This window comes from Bacteroides ndongoniae, assembly GCF_900108345.1.
GTDB classification, from domain to species: domain Bacteria; phylum Bacteroidota; class Bacteroidia; order Bacteroidales; family Bacteroidaceae; genus Bacteroides; species Bacteroides ndongoniae.
In genome coordinates, this window is the sequence record NZ_FNVV01000013.1 from 331,546 (window position 1) to 356,829 (window position 25,284).

The 25,284-nt window shown below is 47.5% G+C and carries 19 protein-coding genes and 1 pseudogene; 16 read left to right on the forward strand and 4 right to left on the reverse strand.

Annotated elements, in window-relative coordinates; translation table 11 throughout:
- The 8 genes and pseudogenes from BQ5591_RS05650 to BQ5591_RS05685 all read left to right on the forward strand — a co-directional run.
- Positions 1-1,422: a DUF5018 domain-containing protein gene (locus BQ5591_RS05650; RefSeq protein ID WP_071148710.1), complete on the forward strand. Its 1,422-nt coding sequence runs from the start codon at positions 1-3 to the stop codon at positions 1,420-1,422.
- A gap of 65 nt (positions 1,423-1,487) precedes the next feature.
- Complete coding sequence (locus BQ5591_RS05655) at positions 1,488-3,164, forward strand: DUF4434 domain-containing protein (RefSeq protein WP_083380885.1); 1,677 nt, start codon at positions 1,488-1,490, stop codon at positions 3,162-3,164.
- Between the two features lie 11 nt (positions 3,165-3,175).
- Positions 3,176-4,216, forward strand: coding sequence for a glycerophosphodiester phosphodiesterase family protein (locus BQ5591_RS05660; protein WP_071148711.1), 1,041 nt, complete (start codon positions 3,176-3,178; stop codon positions 4,214-4,216).
- Positions 4,217-4,223: 7 nt separating this feature from the next.
- The gene (locus BQ5591_RS05665; protein ID WP_071148712.1) at positions 4,224-5,210 is read left to right on the forward strand and encodes a metallophosphoesterase family protein; all 987 of its coding nucleotides are present in this window, start codon (positions 4,224-4,226) and stop codon (positions 5,208-5,210) included.
- 14 nt (positions 5,211-5,224) lie between these two features.
- Positions 5,225-6,610, forward strand: coding sequence for a DUF4434 domain-containing protein (locus BQ5591_RS05670; RefSeq protein ID WP_071148713.1), 1,386 nt, complete (start codon positions 5,225-5,227; stop codon positions 6,608-6,610).
- A gap of 9 nt (positions 6,611-6,619) precedes the next feature.
- Positions 6,620-7,723 (forward strand): SGNH/GDSL hydrolase family protein, encoded by a 1,104-nt coding sequence (locus BQ5591_RS05675; RefSeq protein WP_071148714.1) that lies wholly within the window; start codon positions 6,620-6,622, stop codon positions 7,721-7,723.
- Between the two features lie 65 nt (positions 7,724-7,788).
- Positions 7,789-9,312, forward strand: a complete 1,524-nt coding sequence (locus BQ5591_RS05680) for a DUF4434 domain-containing protein (protein WP_071148715.1) — start codon at positions 7,789-7,791, stop codon at positions 9,310-9,312.
- A gap of 262 nt (positions 9,313-9,574) precedes the next feature.
- Positions 9,575-10,639 (forward strand): annotated as a pseudogene (locus BQ5591_RS05685) (glycoside hydrolase family 27 protein); the annotation flags it as partial.
- A 264-nt stretch (positions 10,640-10,903) separates the two neighbouring features.
- On the opposite strand, the gene BQ5591_RS05690 reads toward BQ5591_RS05685, so the two are convergent.
- The gene (locus BQ5591_RS05690; protein WP_071148716.1) at positions 10,904-11,962 is read right to left on the reverse strand and encodes a porin; all 1,059 of its coding nucleotides are present in this window, start codon (positions 11,960-11,962) and stop codon (positions 10,904-10,906) included.
- Between the two features lie 329 nt (positions 11,963-12,291).
- On the opposite strand from BQ5591_RS05690, the gene mnmA reads away from it, so the two are divergent.
- The 8 genes from mnmA to BQ5591_RS05730 all read left to right on the forward strand — a co-directional run bounded on the left by mnmA (position 12,292) and on the right by BQ5591_RS05730 (position 20,454).
- Entirely contained in the window at positions 12,292-13,416 is a 1,125-nt protein-coding gene (gene mnmA / locus BQ5591_RS05695; RefSeq protein ID WP_262483111.1) for a tRNA 2-thiouridine(34) synthase MnmA, read from the forward strand.
- Between the two features lie 151 nt (positions 13,417-13,567).
- Positions 13,568-14,935: a S8 family peptidase gene (locus BQ5591_RS05700; RefSeq protein ID WP_071148718.1), complete on the forward strand. Its 1,368-nt coding sequence runs from the start codon at positions 13,568-13,570 to the stop codon at positions 14,933-14,935.
- A gap of 78 nt (positions 14,936-15,013) precedes the next feature.
- Positions 15,014-16,279 (forward strand): exodeoxyribonuclease VII large subunit, encoded by a 1,266-nt coding sequence (gene xseA, locus BQ5591_RS05705; protein ID WP_071148719.1) that lies wholly within the window; start codon positions 15,014-15,016, stop codon positions 16,277-16,279.
- A 115-nt stretch (positions 16,280-16,394) separates the two neighbouring features.
- Positions 16,395-16,610, forward strand: a complete 216-nt coding sequence (gene xseB, locus BQ5591_RS05710; RefSeq protein ID WP_071148720.1) for an exodeoxyribonuclease VII small subunit — start codon at positions 16,395-16,397, stop codon at positions 16,608-16,610.
- 52 nt (positions 16,611-16,662) lie between these two features.
- Positions 16,663-17,682: a branched-chain amino acid aminotransferase gene (locus tag BQ5591_RS05715; protein ID WP_071148721.1), complete on the forward strand. Its 1,020-nt coding sequence runs from the start codon at positions 16,663-16,665 to the stop codon at positions 17,680-17,682.
- Positions 17,679-18,500 carry an MBL fold metallo-hydrolase gene (locus BQ5591_RS05720; RefSeq protein WP_071148722.1) on the forward strand — a complete coding sequence of 274 codons (822 nt, stop codon included), beginning with the start codon at positions 17,679-17,681 and terminating at the stop codon, positions 18,498-18,500. The genes BQ5591_RS05715 and BQ5591_RS05720 overlap by 4 nt, the downstream gene beginning before the upstream one ends.
- 3 nt (positions 18,501-18,503) lie before the next feature.
- Positions 18,504-19,262, forward strand: a complete 759-nt coding sequence (trmB, locus tag BQ5591_RS05725; protein ID WP_071148723.1) for a tRNA (guanosine(46)-N7)-methyltransferase TrmB — start codon at positions 18,504-18,506, stop codon at positions 19,260-19,262.
- A gap of 91 nt (positions 19,263-19,353) precedes the next feature.
- On the forward strand, positions 19,354-20,454 hold the full coding sequence (locus BQ5591_RS05730) for an Mrp/NBP35 family ATP-binding protein (protein ID WP_071148724.1): 1,101 nt from the start codon (positions 19,354-19,356) through the stop codon (positions 20,452-20,454).
- A gap of 104 nt (positions 20,455-20,558) precedes the next feature.
- Here BQ5591_RS05730 and BQ5591_RS05735 read toward each other — a convergent pair whose 3' ends face one another.
- From BQ5591_RS05735 to BQ5591_RS05745, 3 genes are all read right to left on the reverse strand, one after another.
- On the reverse strand, positions 20,559-22,592 hold the full coding sequence (locus BQ5591_RS05735; RefSeq protein WP_071148725.1) for a M56 family metallopeptidase: 2,034 nt from the start codon (positions 22,590-22,592) through the stop codon (positions 20,559-20,561).
- Positions 22,593-22,727: 135 nt separating this feature from the next.
- Complete coding sequence (locus BQ5591_RS05740; protein ID WP_022162369.1) at positions 22,728-23,093, reverse strand: BlaI/MecI/CopY family transcriptional regulator; 366 nt, start codon at positions 23,091-23,093, stop codon at positions 22,728-22,730.
- A gap of 292 nt (positions 23,094-23,385) precedes the next feature.
- On the reverse strand, positions 23,386-25,260 hold the full coding sequence (locus BQ5591_RS05745) for a TlpA family protein disulfide reductase (protein ID WP_071148726.1): 1,875 nt from the start codon (positions 25,258-25,260) through the stop codon (positions 23,386-23,388).
- Positions 25,261-25,284 lie beyond the last annotated feature (24 nt).

Here is a 25,284-nt window from a genome sequence, read left to right on the forward strand (position 1 = left end):
ATGAAGATCTTTAGTGAAATAGCAATAATAATTGTTTGTGTATTTATTCTTCCTTTGGCTTCTTGTGAGTCTCCGGATTTATCAGAAGGAAGGAATGATCAGGTTAATGGTCTGTTGAATGTTACTATTCGTATACCAGGAAATGCAATAGAATATAATGCTGAAAAAAAAGGTCCATATAATGAAGGAGAAGAAATTGTTGTCAAAGTTCCAACCAGTGATGAAGCTCCTCTGGATCTGACCCGACTTATTTGTACAGTTAGCGTGGAACATAATTGTTATGTTGATCCTCCTTTAGGTGGAGAACTGGACTTTACAGAGCCTCGTAAAATAACGGTTATAGATGTAAATGGTACACTACATCATAATACAATTCGTGTTGAACCTGTGTATCCTAAAACTAGATTTATTAATTTGTGGAAGAAGTCATGCTTGGATTTAGGGCTTGCTACTCGTAATAATACAGGTGTTGCGATGAATGAGAAGTATTTGGCTGTGCAAGAATATGATGGACCTATATATTTGTTCGATAAGGATAGTGGCGAATTTATCAAGAAAATTGATGCTGCAAGGACTTTTATGATGAAGATTGATGTAGATGCGGCAGGACATTTTGTTACGGCACGTGAGAATATTTATGGTGCAGGTTTCATGGTCTATTATTATTCTGAAACAGAAAACGAGCATAAACTTTTGCTTGATTATACAGATGCTGATGGTTGTCCAGCTGATATGGGATATGAGATGAGTGTTATTGGAGATGTGACAAAAGGAAGGGCATTTATTTATGGAATGGCTCCTGATGATATGTATATTTATTACTGGGAATTACAAGATGGTACGTTGCTTACTCCTGCAAATCAGCCTAATAAACTACGTTATGGTGCTGCGAAAGGAAATTGGTCTCGCGCTCAAATTCAACGTGCTACTTTAGATGATTCTTCAGAACATTATATTTCTTATTATCGTCCTTCAGCAGATGATGCTGAGAATGAGAATTCATCAGTAAAGCAAGGCAGTCGTTTTAATATTTTCTCTACCGCTATGGAAGTTGTTGAATTGGAACCGTCGAACCATGCTTATAAGATCCTTGATTTTAAAGTATTCAATGTAGAGCAAGATCAGTTCTTGGTATTGAATGAACAAAACTACTCTGCTTGGGGAAATTCTAAGGTGCAGGTATTTGAAATAACAGATCGTTCAATGATGGAATTGAAACCTGGTGAGAATGGATATGACAAGTTTAATTTGTTCTCAGGAGAAGAAATAGCTCCTACAAATTATAATGTGTGGGGAGATGTCGCTGTATATTCAAAATCTACCTCTTCTGGATATGATGTATATATCGCAGCTGCAACGGTTGGATTTGATACAAATGAGTCTGTCATTAGAATGTATAAGATGAGTTATAATCCTCAATAAGATCTTAATTTAATCAATGGGGATGTATCACAGTGGTACATCCTCATATAAACATTTTTAGTGTTATGAGAGTATCTATGATGTATATTTTTTCATTAGTGTTTTTCTTTTTTTCATGTTCTGACGATAAAAAAGAGAATAAACTTGAGAATGATGTAAATTTGGCAGAAGAAATTCAGAAGGTTCTTAATGAAACTAAAGCGACTAAAATTATTAATCCTTTCGATGAACTAAATTGTGAGATTTATCATACAACGTTGACAGATCCGGAACCAGCTGAGCCGACCAATGCTACAATAAATTACGAGTTGGGAGATGATAAGATGGAAGGAAATGGAAGTTTCCGCTTGAAGTATATGTTTACAGGCAGTTCTTTAACTGCTGCACCTGAAAAAGTTTATTTTGAGCAGACGTGGGGAGATTGGCGTTTTGATTTATCTTTTTATCCGTTAGGTTTATCAATCTGGGTAAAAGGCAATAAGGATAATAAAGGAGTTTTCCGTTTTGTTCTTTTAGAAGATAAAATGCAATTTTCGGCAGAGGCTCCTCATGACAATACTCGTAAACGTTGGTCTTATTATGTTTTTGAGGATAAAGATATTTTGTCAAAGGATGGATGGAATCGATTAATAATGCCCTATAGCGCTTTTAAACTTTACAAAAAAGGTGAAGGGGAGGTTTCGGAGAAACTGGAATTAAACCGATGTGAGGGTTATAGAATAGAGATTGTTAATACAAAACATGAGACAGGAAATGGAGAGGTTGGCATTGATAATTTGGAACAGTTGACTTCATATGAATTAAAGCCGGGGCTTCCTAAATTCTCCAGTATCTTTATTCAATTAAATAAAGATGCTTATGAAAATGAAAATTGGGATCAACAATTTAAGGATAGCAAAGCTATTGGATTGGATACTTGGATTATTCAATATGCTCAACAGTTTACGGGGGCAGATGAAACGACCAATATCTCTTTCTATAAGAACACAAACCTACCATGGGTTACTGTAAAATGTGATATTATTGATAAAATGTTTGAGGCGGCGGAGCGTAATGGAATGAAACTCATTTTGGGGTTATATCCAGGAGATTACAGCAAAACGAATACGAATGATCCAACAAAGTATGATAGTAATTTGCAACGTAATAAAATGCTTTTTGATGAAGTTTATGAGCAATTTGGTAATCATCCTTGTTTAGCCGGATGGTATATTACAGAGGAATTTCATGATGGATCATATCCTGTCGGTTGGCAACAAGAACCTGCTCTTTCTTTATTAGCACAGTATCTTGAAGGGGTAGCTTCCTATATTAAAACTAAGTCAAATAAATCTGTTTCGATAGCTCCAGCTTTGTGGCGTGGTATGCCTGCAGATATTTGTGGAGAATGGTTTGGACGTATATTTGCTCAAACACCTAATATTGATTATTTATATCTTCAAGATTGTGGAGGACGTTGTCTTGTCGATTTTGATGTTGATTTGCCTAATTGGTATGCAGAAATAAAGAAAGCATGTGATGCCAATGGAGTAACATTTGGAGTGGATATTGAGTCTTTTAAGAGTTGTGGTTGCCCAGATGTTCCTTATCATGCAAAAGATTGGGAAGAATTGAAAGAGCAACTTTTTGTTGCAGGGCTTTTTACTGAGTATATAACAAACTTCAGTTGGGTAACATTTAAAAAAGGAACAGATAATTATGATGGTTATAAAAAATATTTGGAAGAAAATGGACTGCTATAAAGATATTTGATATGAAAATAGGAAAAGTAAATTTTTTATTAATTCTTTTGATTTGTAGTAATTGTCTGCAACTTTGGGGCATTTCAGCATATACATTAGACAACTATCTGATCCCTGTCAATAAGCCAGGAGTAACAATTGGAAGAATTTATCCGCTTCCGTCAGATGTTTGTTTGATATCTGATACGTCTTCTCTTTTTAGAATAGATACGGAAAGTAAGTCTATTTGTTTAAAGAAGAACAAAGCTTTATCACAGGGACAGAGTGCATACAGATTTGGTATTAGTCTACAGATTGATGGCCAGATTTACGAATTTGAATTGTTGAAAGATGATTTTAGCAGAAACAGAATCGTAGCTCATCGTGGAGCATGGAAACAGAGTGGAGCATTACAAAATTCTATTCGTTCTTTTCAGAATGCTGTTGCATTAGGTTGCCAAGGCTCGGAGTTGGATGTTTGGCTGACGGCAGACAATAGAGTTGTGCTTTCACATGACCCTCATGTGTATGGTATGGAAGTTGAGAACACAAATCTGGCCGAATTATTTCAGAATACGGTTCATAAGGATGATCCAGTTCCATCTTTGCAAGAATTGCTGCTGGTTGCAAGAAGACAAAATACGACTCGTCCGATAATAGAAATAAAAGATTCCCAGAAAGGATTGTTTCGTACATTGCAATTGACGGACTCTGTTGTTAGCATTGTACATCGTATGAAGATGCAGGGATATGTAGAATATATCAGTTTCAATTATGATGTTCTAAAACGTATTCGGCAATTGGATCCGACAGCCAAAATCCTTTATCTGATGGAAGGAAAGAAAGAATTACAGGATTTGGTTAATGATTCTATTTCTGGCATTGACTATTCCTATTATGCATATCGGCAAGACAAGAACTTGTTTCAGAAGGCTAAAGAAAAGGGGTTGCTGACAAATGTATGGACTGTAAACAATGCGGAAGAATTGTTCTTGTATTATCAGTTGGGACTTGATTATATTACGACGGATGAACCGGAATTATTATTGAAGATTATAAAAAGTTTGAAATAAAGAAAATATGTATAGGAAATTACTATTATGTATCATCCTGTTATCTACAGCTTTTATAAGCTATGCGCAGGAAAAGAAATTGGTGTTTAATAAAGACGGTTATTTTAAAATTGTCCAATTTACCGATGTTCATTATAAATACGATGATCAGGCGAATTCTCAGATTGCTTTAGACCGGATAAACGAGGTGTTAGATGCAGAACATCCTGATTTTGTAATATTTACCGGAGATGTTGTGGTTTCTAATGAAGCTTATAAAGGATTAGATATCGTTTTGGAACCATGTATGAAGCGTGGCGTACCTTTTGCTGTTGTGTTTGGAAATCATGATGATGAGTATGATCGGACTCGTGTGGAACTTTACGATTATATTGCCGGGAAACAGGGCTGCATGATGCCGGCTCGTACAGGGAACCATGTTCCCGATTATACTTTGACAGTTATGTCTTCGAAAGAACAGGATAAGAGAGCAGCTTTATTATATTGCATGGATTCTCATTCGTACACAAAACTGAAATCGGTACCCGGATATGACTGGATAAAGTTTAATCAGATAGTTTGGTATAGGGCTCAAAGTATGGAGTTTACAAAACAAAATGATGGTGCTCCTCTTCCTGCGTTGGCTTTTTTTCATATCCCGTTACCCGAGTATAAAGATGCTGTCACGGAAGACAAAAACAGATTGTTTGGGATCAGAGGCGAGGCTGTATGCTGTCCTACGATGAATTCCGGTCTGTTTGCTTCGATGAAAGAATGTGGAGATGTGATGGGGATTTTTGTGGGGCATGATCATGATAACGATTATGCTGTAGCTTATCGGGAAGTTGTATTGGCATACGGACGATACACCGGTGGAAATACGGTATACAATAATCTGCCTAATGGAGCTCGTATCATTATTTTGAAAGACGGCGAGCGTACATTTGAATCTTATATTCGTTCTGCTGGCGGAAAAGTTGAATCGCACATTATTTATCCAGGTAGTTTTTACTAAAGAAGGAAATTGATATGAAACGTATTTTGTTATTAGTTATTTCTATTTTGTTTTTTACAGGCTTATGGGCTGATGAGAATAATGTCAGTCTGACACTGATTCCTCCAGGAAAAATCACAAATAAAGTTGACTTAGACATCCGGGGAGGTATTATTAATAAAAGTGATCAGCAACGGACTTTTGAGGTTTCCATATACTGGGGGAGAGAAAAAAGGAATACTTTGTTGTACGAGTCATCTGTAACAGTTCCGGCTGGAAAATCGGAAACTGTGAAGATTGTGGTACCTACCAAGCAGCGGTTAGGAAAGCACAAGGTTATTCTGAAAGTTACTGATGGAAATAGAACATACCGTAAAACGAAGGATATTGAAGTGGTGGAGTCGGATATCCGTTCAATCCAACAAATATCCGGAGCTTGGGCTGGCATTTATCATTGGAGTGAAATTGAAGGCAAGCATTGGAACAAAGATATAAAGAAAATGACCGACGAGCAATGGAAGGAATTGGTACGTTCAATGCATAAGGTTGAAATGGATATGATTGTCATTCAAGAGGTCTTTCGTAACGAACAGTATGTGGGCAAGCATAATACGACAGTAGATAGTTATGCAGGAAAAGCTTTTTATCCTTCAGAATTATATCCGGGGCGTATGGATATTACGGCTGAAGACCCTATAGGAGCCATCTTGTCCGAAGCCGACAGATTGGGAATGAATGTTTTAGTTGGTGTGGGCATATTTGCATGGTTTGATTTTACTCCGGAATCTTTGGAGTGGCATAAACGGGTAGCTAAAGAATTGTGGGATATGTATGGCCATCACGAATCGTTTTATGCTTTTTATGTTTCCGAGGAAAGCGGAGGAGGATTGGATAATTGGGAACAACAACCGGACATGCGTAAAAAGAGGAAGGCAGACATTGTGAACTTCTTTAAGGAATTTAAGTCTTATTGCAACAGCTTTGCACCGGGGAAACCTATCATGCTGGCTACTAATAGTTTTGAAGTTCCCAATGGAATGGATACTTATCCTGCATTATTGGAGTATTTGGATATTCTTTGTCCGTTTGGCTTTGCCCGTATGCCGGCTGGTGATTTGACGGGGAAAGAGGCGGCAGATATGCTTCAGGAAGCATGTAACAAAGCAAAGTCTCATTTGTGGTTTGATTTGGAAGCTTTCCTGTTTAATCCTGATAATTCGTTGTATCCTCGTCCGATAGAAGAAATCATTCATGATCTGAATCTATTCTCTAATTTTGAAAAGATTCTTTGTTATCAGTTCCCAGGCGTCTTCAATGACCCGGATATGTCCATTCGTGTAGGCGAGGAACGTACGATTGACTTGTTCAATGGATATATGAAGTATTTGAAAGAGTTGAAGGCCAAAGCTAAAAATAAATAGAAGAAAAAGATGAAGTGCTATTATCTATACCTGTTGTTTTTGCTGTTGGTTGGTGGGATTCCGGCACTGGATGCCAAAGGTTCCGATAATGTTTTCAATGGGGATAATCCTGCTGTGAGGTATATTGGCCGGACCTGGGTTGCGCATGATGGTTCGGTAGCTTTCGATTGGGTAGGGACATATTTTGAAACCCGTTTTACAGGTGGACATGTTTCAATCAAGGTCTCTGAAACAGGAGAGAGTTATTATAATGTGTTTGTTGATGACCGGTTGCATAGGGTTGTTAAAATAAGTGGAACGGACACACTGGTCAATTTGGTATCGGGGATAGATAAAAGCCTTCATCGTCTGAGAGTTCAGAAGCGGACGGAAGGAGAATTCGGACGGACTACTGTTCATCAGTTTCTCCTTTCCGATTCGGGCTATTTGAAAGAAGAACCGGTGAAGCGTTCCCGCCACATTGAGTTTATCGGAAACTCTTTGACGTGTGGATACGGGGTGGAGGGAAAGGACCGTAATGAACCGTTCTTGTTGGAAACAGAAAACTGTAATATGGCTTTTGCTGCTATGGTTGCACGCTATTTCAATGCGGATTACACATTAATAGCGCATTCTGGCAGAGGGGTTGTACGCAATTATGGAGATTCTGTACGGGTGTCGGAAGTGACGATGAAAGACCGGATGTTGAATACATTTGATGAAGATCTTACGATTAAGTGGAACTTTACGGATTATCATCCCGATCTGGTTGTGGTCAATTTAGGTTCAAACGATTTTTCGACGGAACCTCATCCTTACAAATCAGAGTTTGTAAAGGGATATACGCAACTGGTTATGCAATTGCGGAAGTATTACGGAGATATTCCCATCATCTGTGTTTATCCGGTGGCTATGCAAGCACCTGTCTTTGAACATTATCAGGCTGTTATCGATGAGCTTAATGATTCGAATGTTTTCTTATTGAGACTGGATAAGAACCTTTATAATAGAACTACGGATATGGGAGCTGCATGGCATCCGGGCTATTCTGCTCATAAAAAAATGGCAATGTGGCTTATTCCTTATATTGCTACGGTTATGGGCTGGGATTTGACGGACGAACCTGTTGTTTAGTATCGTGCATGAGGAAAAGACGAGGTTGATGAGATAATGCTTTTTAATGAATAGACTATAAAACTATGAAACGACTTTTTTTGATTTTGACTATATGTCTGTATGTTTTGTTTGGACTATCTCCATTGGGTTGCCATGGGCAGAATAAGGCAATAATGGGAGTCAAACCTATTACTGGAACATGGATAAATCTGGCTTATCAGGATGTGCGTAATAAGTATACCAATCCACAGCATTTTGACCATACCGACCCTGCGTTGTGGCGTCAGAAGGTAAAAGAGCTTTCGGAAATGGGTATCGAATATCTTGTATTCATGGCTGTAGCCAATGAAGGGAAAGCCTATTATCCTTCCAAGTTGATGCCTCATGTATATCCTTCTGGGAAAGAAAGTCCCGTAGATGCTATTATGGATATGGCGGGTGAATTGGGGCTTAAAGTATTTATGAGTACGGGTTGGGCCAAAAATCAGGATGATAATCTACAGGATCCGGCTATCAAGCAGCGTCAGCTTCAGATGATGGAGGAACTGGCTGTTTTGTATAAGAATCATACTGCTTTTTATGGTTGGTATTTGCCGGTAGAAGATTGTCTTTGTCCGATTTTTGCCGAACATGCCGTACAGGCTGTCAATACGTTGGTCGAAAAAGCTAAAGCATTGACTCCGGGGAAGAAGACGCTGATTTCTCCTTATGGCATTGTGGATTCAGCCTTTGACGATCCGGCTTATGAGAAACAGCTGGCCAAGTTGAAGGTCGACATCATAGCTTATCAGGATGAGGTAGGCTGTGTGCGTGAGCAGTTCCCCCTTCCACGTTTAAAACGTAATTGGAAGAAGTTGCGTGCCATTCATGATAAACTGGACATCGCATTATGGGCCAATTGTGAGACTTTTACTTGGGAGAACCATACAAACGACCGTTCTTCGGCCTTGATACCGGCTGCTTATCCGCGTCTTTTGTCACAACAGGCTGCTGCTTCTGCCGCAGAGGTTGAGACTATCATTTCTTTTATGATGTATAGTCTGTTTGACAAGCCGTCCTCTTCGTTTCAGTTAGGTCAACCAGGATGTTCCAATAAAGCTTATATGAATTATATGGATTGGAGCCGGGGAGAAACATATTGGGGATTGTTAGGCGCTTCTTTCATGGGTACACTGAAAAGCAAGAATTCGGTCTGCACCGAGAGTAAAGAATGCGGGATGCTGGTAGACAGTAGGCTGTCCGAAGAAAATCCCAAAGATCCCTGTTGGGCTGTTTTTACCCCTGGCTATCATGAATTGTTGTTCGATTTGGGGACAGATGATTCTCCTTTGGATAAAGTTATGCTACGAGGATTGAATTATGTTCCGGAAAATATCGGTTTGCCGGAAACTGTCAGTCTGTCTGTTTCCGATGATGGGAAACAGTATCATCTGATATCAGTGAAAACGGTAGAACATTGGCCAAATGCAAAGCATGACGCTTGGATTGAAGGCGTCTTGTTTGATAAGCTGAACTTAAAATCCCGTTATGTAAAAGTTGCATTTGAATCATCGTATCAAGTATATCTAGATGAAATATTTTTTAATCCGACGGTTATAAAAGAGTGAAGGTAATTTTTTTTAAGAATAGGTAAAATGGTTGTAATGAAAGTCGTATTATTGAGAAAATGGTATATTTTGTGTCTTCTATTGTGTCTTTGTGGGCATGTGGACGCACAAAACAAAGAATACTGGCTTGATGGAGTATATCAGGCTTTTTATTGTGTACAGGATTGGGGGATGCCACAAAAAAATCAAGCGGTAGTTTGAACCCCTTCTCTCTTGACTGTAAATGGAGTTACGTATAAGCGTGGAGTGGGGGGCATTCTATCAAAAACTTCAGCCATATGGTTGGACTTATGTCAATATTGATGATGGCTGGCAGGCTGCTGATCGTTTGGCGGACGGTGTGCTTCCGGCAAATGAGAAGTTTTCGGATATTGAGGGACTGTCTGCATATATCCATTCATTGGGACTGAAGTTTGGTATCTATTCCTCTCCCGGTCCAACCACTTGCGGCAGTTATTTGGGAAGTTACCGTTTTGAGCGGCTTGATGCAGAAACGTGGGCTAAGTGGGGAGTTGATTATTTGAAGTATGACCACTGTGGATATATGGACGTTCAGAAGAATACGGAAGAAAGTACCATCCAGGAACCTTATATTGTCATGCGTAATGCTTTGGATGAGGTTAAGCGGGATATTGTCTACTGTGTAGGCTATGGAGCTCCCAATGTTTGGAATTGGGGTAAAGAAGCAGGAGGTGATTTGTGGCGTACGACACGCGACATTACCGATGAATGGAATGTAGTTACGGCTATCGGGTGCTTCCAGGATGTTTGTGCTCGGGCTACGGCTCCGGGATATTACAATGACCCGGACATGCTGGTAGTGGGTAAATTGGGGAAAGCATGGAGAAACGAGGTGCAAGAGTCTGCTCTTACTCCGGACGAACAATATGCTCATATATCATTGTGGTGCCTTCTGTCGGCTCCGTTATTAATCGGTTGCGATATGGCTTCTTTGGATGACTTTACATTGAATTTGCTGACTAACAGTGAGGTGATTGCTGTTAACCAGGATCCTTTAGTCAGTCCGGCTGTGAAGATCCCGGTAGAGAACGGGCAGATCTGGTATAAGAAACTTTGTGATGGCTCTTGGGCAATAGGTCTGTTCCAGATGGATCCTTATTTTGTATTATGGAATCAAGATGAAGCAGAGAAAATCCAAACCGTTAACTATGACTTGAAATTGAATTTGAAGCAAATGGGACTGAGTGGAAAGGTCTTGATCAGGGACTTGTGGAGGCAGAAAGACATCGGTATATATGATGGGGAATACACTGCTGAGGTCCCTTATCATGGAGTACAACTGATAAAGGTAATTCCCTTACCATAATCCGGGCCGGGTGATAATATGACTGGTATTATACATGATTCCACTTTTTACGCAAAATTATAATTTAATATCCTGAAAGTGAAAGTCGTAGATCGAGAGTTTTTGTAAAAAAATGAGTGGGGCGGCGTACCATCTTCCGGAGGTGGCACTACGGAAGAAGGTGGCGGCACCGGCGAGCCGGGCGAAGATCCGTTGGGCTGATGCCGAAACGGGAGGCAGGAATGGCGGTGTGGGGCATTCGGTCCCACATCGCCTTCTGTGTGTTTAAAAGCGTACCATCAGTTCCAGCACCACTTTGTCTTGTTCGGACTCTTTGGCGATGCTGTGCTTGGCGTAGAAGTATTTTTCGAAGTTCAGTCGCAGGTCGGTACGGAAGGCCTTGCTGAGGCTGAAGGTGATACCGCCGGTCAGACGTTGGCGCTTGTAGTCGGTGGTAACCAGGGCGCCGGTAGTCTCGTCGGTGGTTTTGGCGTCGCTTTGGTCGGTCATCATGTCGTAGCGTGCCAGGAAAGACATCTTGGTGAAGGGACCGTTCTTCAGCGGAAGGTCGTAGTTGATAAAGGCATCTACGGCCTGCACATCGTCGAAGGCATTCTTCGAGTAAGTTTTGTACAGGTACTCGCCTTCGATGTGGAAGCGGCCGAATTCGTAGTACGCGCCGATGTCGTACGATTGCATCCGGATGTCTTCCGGCTGGATGGCCTGTACGCTCAGGGTCAGATTCAGTCCTTGGGTGAGGAACATGGCTGCTTTGGCCGAGTAGTTCACTTCCTTGTGCCATACCTTCTGGTTGGTCAGTCCCGTACCGTTGTACAGACCTCCTTCGATGGTGACAGGCATGTCGGTAGGCAGCTTATAGCCTAACGTCAGACCTACGTCGCGCACGTTGCCTACTTGCTTGGCGATGAACGAACGGTTGGCGAAGTATTGCTGGTGGGGCGAGCGGTGGGCATCGATGGTGAAAGGCACACGCATCTGTCCGGCCGTTACGGCCAGGCCCTTGAGCGGGAAGATACGGGCATAGGCGTCGAGCATCTTGATCTGTCCCTCGTCCGACAAATCTATTTCGGCTTTATAGGCCACGCTGGGCAGGATGTTGCCCGTCAGGCTGACGCGGGCGTTGCGTACCTCGAAGCGTCCGGCATTCATGCCCGTCTGATATTCGTATTTGGCGCGGATGGTTCCGTGCACTTCGGGCAGGTAGTCCTTGCCTTCCAGTTTTTCCTTATTGATTTTCTTTCCGTCTTCGTTGATGGCTTTTTCTTGAGCCTGAGTAGCCAGTGGCAACAGGGCCATGAGCAGGAGCAGGATGTTCTTCTTCATTGTTTCTTGTTGTCTGTAGGTTTTCGGCGGCAAAGTTCGGAAACATGTGTTATGTCTGTGTGTCATACTTGTTTCATTTGTGTTACAGTGTCCGGCTTTTGCAGGCAGGTAGCCGGTGCTTGTCGGATGTCATAAAAAGGAATAAACGCTGTGTAGTTTCCTAGAAAACACCTACTTTTGCATTTCAGACTTTAAGGTCCGGCCTTGCGGGCAGTAGCGTTGCTGGCTGTCGGGAGGCGGGCGGATGCAGGATGAAGTCCTTTTTCTGTGCCGTGACTGAACATACGGGGCAGGTATTTCATTATTGATGTACTGTTTACACAGATTTGATTCAAGAATGTTGGACTTATGCATGCAATTTTATTATGAATAGAAGTATGGAAGGAACGCAGAAGAAAGTGTTGGTAGGCATGAGCGGAGGCATCGACAGTACCGCCACGTGCCTGATGTTGAAAGAACAGGGGTATGACATAGTAGGCCTGACCATGTGGGTATGGGGCGACGAACCGGTAGAGGCCCGTCGGCTGGCCGAAAGTATGGGCATCAAGCATCATGTGGCCGACGAGCGTGAAGCTTTCCGGCAGATAATCGTGCAGAACTTCATCGACGAATACCGGCAGGGACGTACGCCGAACCCCTGCGTGATGTGCAATCCTTTGTTCAAGTTCCGCATCCTTACGGAGTGGGCCGACCGTCTGGGGTGCGCTTACATAGCTACGGGTCACTATACCCGACTGGAAGAACGGAACGGAAAGATATATATCGTGGCGGGCGACGACGACAAGAAAGACCAGTCGTACTTCCTCTGGCGGCTGGGGCAGGACGTGTTGCGCCGCTGCATCTTCCCCTTGGGCGAATATACCAAACTGAAGGTGCGCGATTATCTGCGCGACAAGGGCTATACGCTGAAGGCCGACGAAGGCGAAAGCATGGAAGTCTGCTTCATTCAGGGCGACTATCGCGACTTCCTGCGCCAGCACTGTCCCGAGATAGACGCCGAGGTAGGCAAAGGATGGTTTGTCAACTCCGAAGGCGTGAAGCTGGGCGAACACAAGGGCTTCCCTTATTACACCATCGGGCAGCGCAAGGGGCTGGAGATTGCCCTCGGCAAGCCTGCCTATGTGCTGAAGATAAATCCGCAGAAGAACACCGTGATGCTGGGCGATGCCGAACAGTTGCGTACCCGCTACATGCTGGTCGAGCAGGAGCAACTGACCGATGAGGCCGAGGTGATGGGCAGCGACGCTCTGACGGTGCGCATCCGCTACCGCAGCCGTCCCATTCCCTGTTCGCTGCGCCGGCTCGACGACGGTCGCCTGCTGGTACACTTCCACGAAGAGGCATCGGCCATTGCGCCGGGGCAGTCGGCAGTGTTTTACATCGGCCGCCGGGTAGTGGGCGGTTCGTTTATCGCCTCACAGCGGGGGATAGGCATGTATGTGACCGAGGGGTGAATGGTGAGTTTTTAAGTTCGTGAGTTTTTGAGTTTATAAGTTTATAATGCTTTCGCTTACCGACTCACTAACTTAAAAACTCGCTAACTCAAAAACTCATGAACTCAAAAACTCAACAACTTATAAACTTAAAAACTGATACTTATTTATAATGAAACGAATGATTTTGTTACTGACCTGTGCTTTTACCGTATTCACTGCAGGGGCACAGCAAGATACGCTGAAGTATCGCATCAGTCTGAAAGACAAGGCTGCCACGGAGTATAGCTTGGACAGACCCGAAGAATTCCTTTCGCCGAAGGCCATCGAACGCCGGAGCAAACAGCATTTGCCCATCGACTCGACCGACCTGCCCGTTTGCCGCAAATATGTCGACGAAATACGCCGGCAGGGCGTGAACGTGGTGGTGACGGGCAAGTGGGATAACTTTGTCACCGTCTCGTGCAACGACACAGCACTTATCGGGCGCATTCTTTCGCTCCCCTTTGTCCGCATGGCCGAGAAGGTATGGACGGCTCCCAAAGGCCCTTCCTTCTCCGAACGGCGCGACTCGCTGGTGAACCGTCCTACCGTCTATCGCGACAGCATTTATGGAGCTGCCATCACGCAGATACAGATGAGCCGGGGCGACAAGCTGCACCAGGCGGGCTTCCGCGGACAAGGCATGACGATAGCCGTGATAGACGCCGGCTACCATAACGTTGACAGCATAACGGCCATGCAGAATATCCGCATTCTCGGGGTAAAGGACTTTGTGAACCCTGCGGCCGACATCTATGCCGAGAGCAGCCACGGCCTCAGCGTACTGTCGTGCATCGGAATGAACCGTCCCAACGTGATGATAGGTACCGCACCCGAAGCCTCCTTCTGGTTGCTGCGCAGCGAAGACGAGTATTCCGAGCACTTGGTAGAGCAGGACTATTGGGCAGCGGCGGTCGAGTTTGCCGACAGTGTGGGCGTGGACGTCATCAACACCTCGCTGGGTTACTATTCCTTCGACGACCCGTCGAAGAATTACCGCTTCCGAGACCTCGACGGACACTACTCCCTGATGTCGCGTCAGGCATCGCGCGTGGCCGACAAGGGCATGATACTGGTGTGCAGCGCCGGTAATTCAGGGCAGGGCTCGTGGAAGAAGATTACCCCTCCGGGCGATGCCGACAATGTCCTGACCGTGGGTGCCATCGATAAGAAAGCCCTGCTGGCACCGTTCTCCTCCATCGGTAATACGGCCGACGGTCGTGTGAAGCCCGATGTCATGGCGGTGGGGCTGGGAGCCGACGTCATCCGTACCGATGGCAATCAGGGCAGAGCCAACGGAACCTCTTTCTCTTCGCCCATCATGTGCGGCATGGTCACCTGTCTGTGGCAAGCCTGTCCCACGCTGACGGCCAAGGAAGTCATCGAACTGGTTCGCCGTTCGGGCGACCACGCCGACTTCCCCGACAACATTTACGGTTATGGCGTGCCCGACATGTGGAAGGCTTATCAGGAATATCAGGCTACAGCCAGCCGCTGATTCTGCCCACTCGTCTGCCGGAAGTTCCCGTCGTTTGAAACGATTTGTTTGTCTTACTTAAAATCAGAATCCGCAAAGATGGATGCATTATCCTTATACGACCTCAATGCCTTGGTGCGACGCAGCCTAGAGCAGTGCCTGCCCGACGAGTATTGGGTACAGGCCGAACTGAGCGAAGTGCGCGTACACCCCGCTACAGGCCATTGCTATGTGGAGTTCGTGCAGAAGGACTCGCGTAGCAACAACCTCGTGGCTAAGGCACGTGGCGTCATCTGGAACAACGTCTTCCGTTTGCTCCGTCCCTACTTCGAAGAGAGTACGGGGCAGGTTTTCACGGCAGGCATCAAGGTGCTGGTGCAGGTCTCTGTGGGCTTCCACGAACTCTACGGCTTCAGCCTGACCGTGCACGACATCGACCCCACCTATACGCTGGGCGACATGGCCCGCCGCCGTCGCGAGATTCTGAAGCAGTTGGAGGAAGAAGGCGTGCTGACTCTGAACAAGGAACTGCCCATGCCCGAACTGCCCCGACGCGTAGCCGTCATCTCCTCGGCTACGGCTGCTGGCTACGGTGACTTCTGTCATCAGCTGACGAACAATCCGCGCGGATATTACTTCCATACCGAACTCTTCGCCGCCGCCATGCAGGGCGACCGTGTGGAGGAATCGATGCTTGCCGCGCTCGACAGTATCAACAGTCGCGCCGACACCTTCGACGTGGTAGTCATCATCCGTGGTGGAGGAGCCACGTCCGACCTTTCCTGCTTCGATACCTACCTGCTGGCTGCTGCCTGTGCCCAGTTCCCGCTGCCCATCATCACCGGCATCGGGCACGAGCGCGACGATACGGTGCTCGACTCCGTGGCACACGCCCGTGTGAAGACGCCTACTGCCGCCGCCGAATACCTCATTGCCCGCATGGACGAAGCAGCCGACCGTCTGAACGACCTCGCTGTCCGCCTGTACGAAGGAGTCACTGCCCGCCTGAAGTGGGAACGCAACCGCCTGCAACAGTGCCGCAACCGCATCCCTACAGCGTCCGTCCGCCGGGTATCGTCTGCCAAGCTGGAACTGCTCACCGCCCGTAAGGACTTGCACAGTTCGGTGGAGGCTGTGCTTGCCCGCCACCGCCACAAGCTGGAGCTGTTGAAGCAACGCCTTGCCGATGCCTCGCCCGACAAGCTGCTGGCCCGTGGCTACAGCATCACGCTGAAGGATGGCAAGGCCGTTAAAGACGCCGCTTTGCTAAGCCCGGGCGACAGGCTCGTAACCCGGCTCTATCGGGGCGAAGTGCAGTCGGTAGTGAATCAAGAATCTGCTGAACGAAGAATGGCGAATGGATAATTGATTATTGAGAACTGAGAATGAAGTTGCGTGTATTCATTATCCATTATCCATTCTCCATTACAAGACTATCGGCTTTACTCCTTAATTTCTTAACTCGTATAAATTGAATCATATGCCGTCAACCAAGAAAAAAGAAACCTACAGCCAGGCCATGAACCGCCTGGAGAAGATAGTTAGCCAGATTGACAACAACGAACTGGAGATTGATGAACTGGCCGAGAGAATAAAGGAAGCCAATGAAATCATCGCTTTCTGCGAGAGCAAACTGACCAAAGCTGACCAGGAAATCGAAAAAATACTGGCTGAAAAGCAAGAAAGTGAAGAATAAAGATTATTTTTGTTGCAATTAGCAAAGCAGGAATATTCAAAACTTTAAAGATATGAAAGAAATTGATTGGTCAAATCTGTCCTTCGGATACATGAAGACAGACTACAACGTGAGAATTTATCATCGTAACGGTCAGTGGGGCGAGCTGGAAGTATGCAGCGAGGAAACCATCCCCATGCACATGGCGGCTACCTGTCTGCACTACGGACAGGAAGCTTTCGAAGGTTTGAAGGCTTTCAAGGGTAAGGACGGCAAGGTGCGTATCTTCCGTCTGGAGGAAAACGCTGCCCGTCTGCAATCCACCTGCCGTGGCATCCTGATGCCCGAACTCCCGACAGAACGTTTCCGCGAGGCTGTGCTGAAGGTGGTGAAACTGAACGAACGCTTCATTCCGCCTTACGAGAGTGGTGCATCACTCTACATCCGTCCGTTGTTGGTAGGTACGGGTGCACAGGTTGGTGTGAAACCCTCCAATGAGTATCTCTTCCTGATATTCGTTACGCCTGTAGGTCCGTACTTCAAGGGCGGATTTGTCACTACTCCTTACGTCATCACCCGCAAGTACGACCGTGCGGCTCCGCTCGGCACCGGTACGTTCAAGGTGGGCGGTAACTATGCGGCCAGCCTGCGTGCCAGCAAGGAAGCTCACGACGCCGGCTATTCGGCAGAGTTCTACCTCGATGCCAAGGAGAAGAAATACATGGACGAGTGTGGTGCCGCCAACTTCTTCGGCATCAAGGACAATACGTACATTACGCCGTTGTCCACATCCATTCTTCCGTCCATCACCAACAAGAGTTTGATGCAACTGGCCGAAGACATGGGTATGAAGGTAGAACGTCGTCCCATCCCCGAAGAAGAACTGGCTACATTCGAGGAAGCCGGTGCTTGCGGTACGGCAGCTGTTATCAGCCCCATCCAGCGCATCGACGACCCCGAGAACAACCGTTCGTACGTCATCTCGAAAGACGGCAAGCCGGGTGAGGTCTGCTCTAAACTTTATCACAAGTTGCGTGCCATCCAGTACGGCGACGAGCCCGACGTGCACGGATGGGTAACCGTTGTGGAATGACCGGCGTGAACAGAGACATAAAGATAACCACCCTTGTCGAGAATACGGTCTATGGCAAGGGCTTGCAGGGAGAGCATGGGCTTTCCCTGCTTGTTGATGTGGCAGGGCATAAGGTACTGTTCGATACCGGTGCGTCCGACCTCTTCATCCGCAATGCCCGTCAGCTGGGCATCGATCTGCGCGAAGTGGATTGCCTTGTCTTGTCTCACGGGCATCGTGACCACACGGGCGGTCTGCATCACTTCCTTCGGTTGAACGACCGCGCCACGGTGGTGTGCAAGCGTGAGGCTCTCCGTCCCAAATACAAGGACGAGCGCGAAAACGGCCTGATGCACCCCGATGACCTTGATCTTGCCCGCTTCCGTTTTGTCGGGCAGACCGAAGAGATTCTGCCGGATGTCTTTGTCTTCCCTCAATTGCCTGTAGCCGATGAGGCTGACACGCATTTCGAACATTTCTACACGCTGACCGACGGACAGAAACGTCCCGACCGTTTCGACGACGAACTGGCGCTGGTGTTGAAGCGCGACCTCGACCTGGCTGTGCTGAGTGCCTGCTCGCACCGGGGCATCACCAATATCCTCCGCACGGTGCGCGAGGCATTTCCGGAGGGAGTGTTGAAGCTGGTGCTGGGTGGTTTTCATATCCGCACGGCAAGAACCGGAAAATACAACGTGATAGCCCGTTACTTGTCAGACTGCCTGCCGCAACGGTTAGGGGTGTGCCACTGTACGGGCGTCGACCAATATGCATTGTTTCACCAATCCTTCGCCGACCGGGCGTTTTATTGCCACACCGGTTGGGTGGAGACTTTCTAAATTATGGGAAAAGGAAAATTAGCGAAATTTGCAGATATGCGGGAGTACCCGCACGTGTTTGAATACCCCTATTCGGTAGTCGATGACGTGCCTTTCGACATGAAAGGCCACTGGGGAGAAACGTTTTTCAAGAACGACCGCCCCATCGTACTCGAACTGGGTTGTGGCCGGGGCGAGTACACCGTCGGTCTGGGTCGTCTCTTCCCCGAGAAGAACTTCATCGGCGTCGACATCAAGGGTGCACGTATGTGGACAGGGGCTACTGAATCGCTTCAGGCGGGCATGACGAACGTCGCCTTCCTGCGTACCAACATCGAAATCATCGACCGCTTCTTTGCGCCGGGCGAGGTGAGCGAAATCTGGCTTACCTTCTCCGACCCACAGATGAAGAAGGCTACGAAGCGGCTTACTTCCACCTACTTCATGGAGCGTTATCGCCGTTTTCTGGTAGATGGTGGGCTGGTACATCTGAAGACGGACAGCAACTTCATGTTCACCTACACCAAGTACATGGTGGAGCACAACCACCTGCCCGTCGAAGTGATGACCGAAGACCTGTATCACTCGGGACTGGCCGACGAGATACTCAGCATTCGTACCTACTACGAGCAGCAATGGCTGGACCGCGGGCTGAACATCAAGTACATCCGTTTCCGCCTGCCTCACGAAGGTGTGCTCGTCGAGCCCGATGTGGAGATAGAACTCGATGAATACCGAAGCTACAACCGCAGCAAGCGGAGCGGGCTTCAGACAAGTAAATAATATGAATTGGAAGTTAAAAAAGTTAGAAGGGGTTATCGCCCTTTACCCTTCTAACTTCCTCTAACTTCTTAACGCCTTATAAATAACAATTATGACTCTTTATCCGAAACTCATTCTCGACGCACTGGCCACCGTGCGCTATCCGGGCAACGGCAAGAACCTTGTCGAAGCCGAAATGGTGGCCGACAACTTGCGTATCGACGGTATGAAGGTCAGCTTCTCGCTCATCTTCGAGAAGCTTACCGACCCCTTCATGAAATCCATATTGAAGTCGGCCGAAACGGCCATTCATACTTATGTGTCGCCCGACGTGGAGGTGACCATCACTACCGAAAGCCGTCAGGCAGCCCGTCCCGAGCCGGGCAAGATGCTGCCCCGTGTGAAGAACGTTATTGCCGTATCGAGCGGCAAGGGTGGGGTAGGCAAGAGTACCGTAGCTGCCAATCTGGCTGTAGCCCTGGTGAAGCTGGGGTACAAGGTAGGTCTGCTCGATGCTGATATCTTCGGTCCCTCCGTCCCTAAAATGTTTCAGGTGGAGGATGCCCGTCCGTATGCCGAGCGTATCGACGGCCGCGACCTCATCATCCCCATCGAAAAGTACGGTCTGAAACTGCTGTCTATCGGCTTCTTTGTCAATCCCGAACAGGCTACCCTGTGGCGTGGCGGTATGGCCAGCAACGCCCTGAAGCAGCTGGTGGGTGATGCCGACTGGGGCGACCTCGACTACTTCATCCTTGACACTCCTCCGGGCACGAGCGACATCCATCTGACCCTGCTCCAGACGCTTGCCATCACGGGTGCTGTCATTGTCAGCACACCGCAGCAGGTGGCTCTGGCCGATGCACGCAAGGGTGTGGATATGTATACCAACGACAAGGTGAACGTGCCTATTCTGGGATTGGTAGAGAACATGGCGTGGTTTACTCCAGCCGAACTGCCGGAGAACAAGTACTACATTTTTGGTAAGGACGGTTGCAAACAGCTTGCCGAGGAATTGAAGGTGCCTTTGCTGGGACAAATCCCCATCGTGCAGAGCATTTGCGAGAGCGGCGACAAGGGTACACCTGTGGCTCTCGACTCTGATACCCTCACCGGTCGCGCCTTCCTTCAGCTGGCTGCTGCTGTGGTACGCCAAGTGGACAAGCGCAACATTGAGATGGAGCCGACACGGATTGTGCAGGTGAAGAAATAAGCATTCACCACAGAGTGACACAGAGTCCCACAGAGTTCAAGAAATATAAACTCCGTGTTACTCTGTGTCCTCTGTAGTGAATCAATTATGTAAAGAGAGAATTATTATTGCAGGCGGAAGGTCACCGGGAAGGTGTATTTCACGTTCACGGGTTTTCCGTCCTTGGTGCCGGGTACCCAGTCGGGCATGGTGCTGGCCACGCGCAGAGCTTCTGCATCCAGGATGGGGTCGACGCTTCGGACAATGCTGGCGTTGACAGCCTTACCTTCGGTGTTGATGATGACCGCTACTGTCACTCTTCCTTGTATACCTTTGGTTTGGGCTTCGGCCGGATAGCGGATGTTCTTACTGAGGTATTGCATCAGGCCGGTCATGCCGCCGGGGAATTCGGGCATCTTGTCCACGACGTCATATACTTCGCCTGCTACGGGTGTGTGGTAGCCTACCACAGTAGTTTCGTCTATCTTCTCCACCGGTTCAGGAGCCAGGCGGAACATGACTGGGACGGTGTATTTCACTTTGACCGGTTCGCCTTTCTGTGTGCCCGGTTTCCACTTGGGCATACTGCTGATGACGCGGATGGCTTCGGCATCCAAATCAGCGTTGACACCTCTCAGGATGCTTACGTTTCCGATGCTTCCGTCCTTGCCAACCACAAACTGCACGGTGACACGTCCCTGTATGCCAGCCTTATGAGCAGCTTCGGGATAGCGGATGTTGTCGGATAAGTACTTCTTTAAAGCCGTCATGCCTCCGTTGGGGAATTCCGGCATGTTTTCTACGACTTCATATACATCGGCTTCGGTTGCTGCTGTTTTGATATCTATATAAGGTATCAGCTCAATGACCATGTTGTCGGGATTCATTTGTGCCAATACTTTGGGTGTACAGAATCGCACCAGTTTGCTGCCGTCACTTTTGGTATGTTCAAACAGAATACTTGCTTCGGGCGACGTCTCTATACGGAATTCTCCTTGGGCGTTGACTGTACTTTTGGTAATTGACTGATACTTATGGTCAATGATGATTTTTACATCGCTAATCGGATTACCCGCTTCGTCGTCCACAATCTTTCCTTTGTAGGTCACCTTCTTGCTCTTTTCCTGCTGGGGTATAGGAGCAACATTCATTTCTGTTTGAGACGATGGAGCGATGTTATCAGGCTCTTGCTTGGGCAGTGGAGCGATGTTTTCAGGTTGAGGCTGTACTTCGGGTGTTTCGGCGGGAGTGACAGCTTCCATAACTTCAGCAGTAATCTTCTGTGTGGCGCGTGCCACGGCCTCGATGTTGCTGACTATCATCAGCAGGGCGGCCAGCGGGAGGAACATCAGGTATTTGGTTCTCCCTATTGCTCGGGTTCTTCTTTTGTTCATCATAGTGATGCGCTTTTTTAGGGGTAAAACATTGAAACTGTTATAGATGGTTGCTGCAGCCTTATGATGTGACAAACCCAACAAGTGGTATTGGTAAGTGCGCGAGTCGTGGCCGGTCTCCAGTACCTTTTCGTCGGCCATGTACTCTAAGTTCGTACGTATTTCCCGCTTCATGAGCCAGGCAAAGGGATTGAACCAGCAGACGATGCACGCCAGTTCGCCTATCATCACGTCGACGGAGTGCCATTGCCGGGCATGGGTGCGCTCGTGCGTCAGTATCTCGTGCAGTTCTTCGCCGGTGTGTGCGTCGGGATAGACAAATATCCAGCGGAAGAACGAGAACGGACCTTCCGGCCGTGGAAGCAGATGTACGGTGGTATCGTCTATTTTCTGTGTGGGGCAGCGTCGGCCCAGGCGGATAATGCCTGTCAGCTGCACCAGGAAGCGTGCCGTCAGCAAGGCTACCACCAGCCAGTAGACGATCCCGATGCCGTCGGCCAGCAGTTGCTTCCAGTCCGTTTCGGGCTGTGGTGTCAGCGTCAGTTCGGGCAACACCACGGTGGCATACAGGTCGGCCATAGCTGCCATCGGTTCCTGTTGCTCAATCCAGGTCTGGATGTTGAACAGCGGTACAATAGCCGATACGGCAAAGAAGCACAGCAGAGCCGTCCGCCTCCAGGTGAAGAACGTGTCCTTGTAGAAGAACAGCCGGTAAAAGGCATAGAACAAGGCTATCGCTACGTTGATTTTCAGAAAATAGACCATATCTTTCAATTAAAAATGAAGAATTAAGAATGAAGAATTAAAAATGGCGGATGAAGAACTTTTCTTGTACGATGGAGAAATTCTTCATTTGTCCGCAAGGCGGACATTCTTCATTCTTCGTTGAAAAGGAATTTTTCACTTCTCCTTTCCTTTCTCAATCATATCAATTATATCTTTCAAGTCGTTGGCCGAGATCTTCTGTTCCTTGGCGAAGAACGAGACCATCTCCTTGTACGAATTGGCAAAGTAGTTGCGGACAAAGCCGCTCATGAACGTCCGTTTGTATTCGCTTTCGCGGATCAGCGGTGTGTAGCGGTATGTGTTTCCCATGCGTGTGGGTTTCACATATTGCTTCCGTTCCAGGTTTTTCACGATCGAGGCCACGGTGGTGTAGGGGGGCTTCGGTTCGGGGAATTTGGCGAGGATGTCTTTTACGAAGCATTCTTTCAGTTCCCAGATGTACAACATCACTTCTTCTTCTTGCATTGTTAACTTTTCCATGGAATACAGTTTTAGTTTGAATTCATTGCAAATCTACGAATATTTCGTAATATAGCAAATGACAACGGGTTAATTATTGTAAAAGCTTGCCTCTTTTGAGGAGAGAGGGTGGACGGAGCAGTGCCGGAATGCGTCCCTTGAGTGAGGCGATTACAGGACACTTGCACGGCTCGTGCAGAACACAAGTGCGGCTCGCGAGCCGTGCAAGTGTGGTTCGCGAGCCGTACTTGTGTCCCATAAAGGGGGGATATAATATATAGGATGTCGGAACAGGCCGAAGCCTGCGGGGGCATCAGTCGGTCACCTTCAGCAGTTCTTCCTTCATCTTGTCCACGCCGGGGAATCCGGTTTGCTTGAACTTGATGTTGCCTTCGCGGTCGATGATGAAGTACGTCGGTACGCCTTTTATCTGGAAGTGTTCGTTCAGGTAAGCCCACTGTTCGTTGGTCAGTCGGATGTGTTCGCCGTGTATGTCGGGAATCATGTTCTTCCAGGTTTCCAGCGGCGAGGTTTCACCGGTGATGTAGAGGTAAACGATGTCCTTGTCCTTCAGTTGCTCCTTCATCGGCTTCATGGCTTTGTTGGCCATGCGGCACGGTCCGCACCACGTAGCCCAGAAGTCCACGAGCAGCGGCTTGCCGCGGAACTTGCTGATGATGGAGGCAAACAGGTCTTCGTTGCTCACTTCGCCCACTTCGTTGATGTTGAAGCCTGTTTTCTTTTTGTTGGCTTCGATGGTCTGCAGCAGATGGTTGTTGGCTTCGGTCAGTAGTTGCTTGTAAGCGGCAGGCAGCGAGTCGAGTGCGGCGGTCTGTTCGGCTGTGAGCGGAACAAATTCGTTGATGCTACGGTAGAGTTTTGCTGCACGTCCTGTGTCGAAGAATACACCTTTGTCCGTTCCCCAGTCCTTGGCAAGCTGGTCTTTGATAGCCGATGCGTAGATGATGCCGAGGCAGTATGAGGGAGCCTGCGTCAGTCGGGCATTGTTCAGCGACTTCAGGAGGTTGGACGGGGCATAGTCGGCCGGTTTCGATTGCATCAGTTTCTCGAAATATTTATAACCGGTTTCTCTGTCCAGCTTGTTTTTTTCTACGTATTGTTGGGTCAACATGCTGGGAGCCTGCATCAGTGCGTTGTAACAGTTGAAGTCCAGTTCGAAGTGCAGCAGTTCCCGTGTAGCACGACAGATGGGCAGCGCCTCCAGTTGCTTTTCCTTTTGGGCGAAGGTTTCCAGTACCGCGGTCTTGAATGATGCCAGATCTTCTTTCTCCATTGCCGTTTCTGTCAGGTTCGTGTGGAAGGGTTGTGTGGAGAGTTCTTGTGCTATCTCCTGCAAGGGGCCGTTAATGTAGACCCGCGGGCCGTAAGGCTTTGCGTTCTGATGGAACTTAGACTGCAGGCGCGAGAGTTCGCGCTGGTTGATGAACAGTTCGCTCGTCTTGCCCGGCTCGGCGTAGAAATAGATGGGCGATCCGAAGGAGGCGCAGATAGCGGGTGTAGTGCCACAGACAGGAAGGGTGGTACTGAAGCTGCCATCTTCTCCAACGTTGGCTTCGAATTCTGTATAAGACTTGATAGGGTCGAGCAGGATGAACCTGATTTTCTTCGTCATTCCCGGATGGTAGTCCAGCAGCTTGCCTTTCACCGTGGCTGTGCCGTATTGGGAGACGGGTTGCGGCAGTTCGAGGCTTTTGTCTACCGGATGTACGGTTGCCCCTTCGGGCAATTCAAGTTCGGGCAGTTTCTTGCTTTTCAGCTGAATACCCCAGATGCTGAATCCCTGTTCCACTTCGCTTCCTTCGCTGAAGTCGATGGAAGTAGCGTTTGCCAGCAGGGGCGGAAACACTAACTGAAACTCGGCTTCGCCCGATTCGGGCATCCAGAATTCCCGGTCGGGTGTGATGCCGATACCCGAACGCAGCGGATAGGTTTCGCCATTGTTGTCTTTCAGATAGCTACTCGATGCAATCTTTATCCAGAATTTGGGGTGGTACTTGGCGTAGATGTGCAGTACGGTAGCAGTGTCGCTGAGTACTACTTTGCTGACTTCGATGGAGGTAGTGTTACGCACGCAGAACGGAGGCCGGTCTATTACTTTTTCTTTGGCTTTCAGCGGAGCGCAAAGGCAGAGCAGCATACATGCGATAGAAATAAGAGTGTGTTTCATAAGATGTTGTTTTTGACAAAAGTA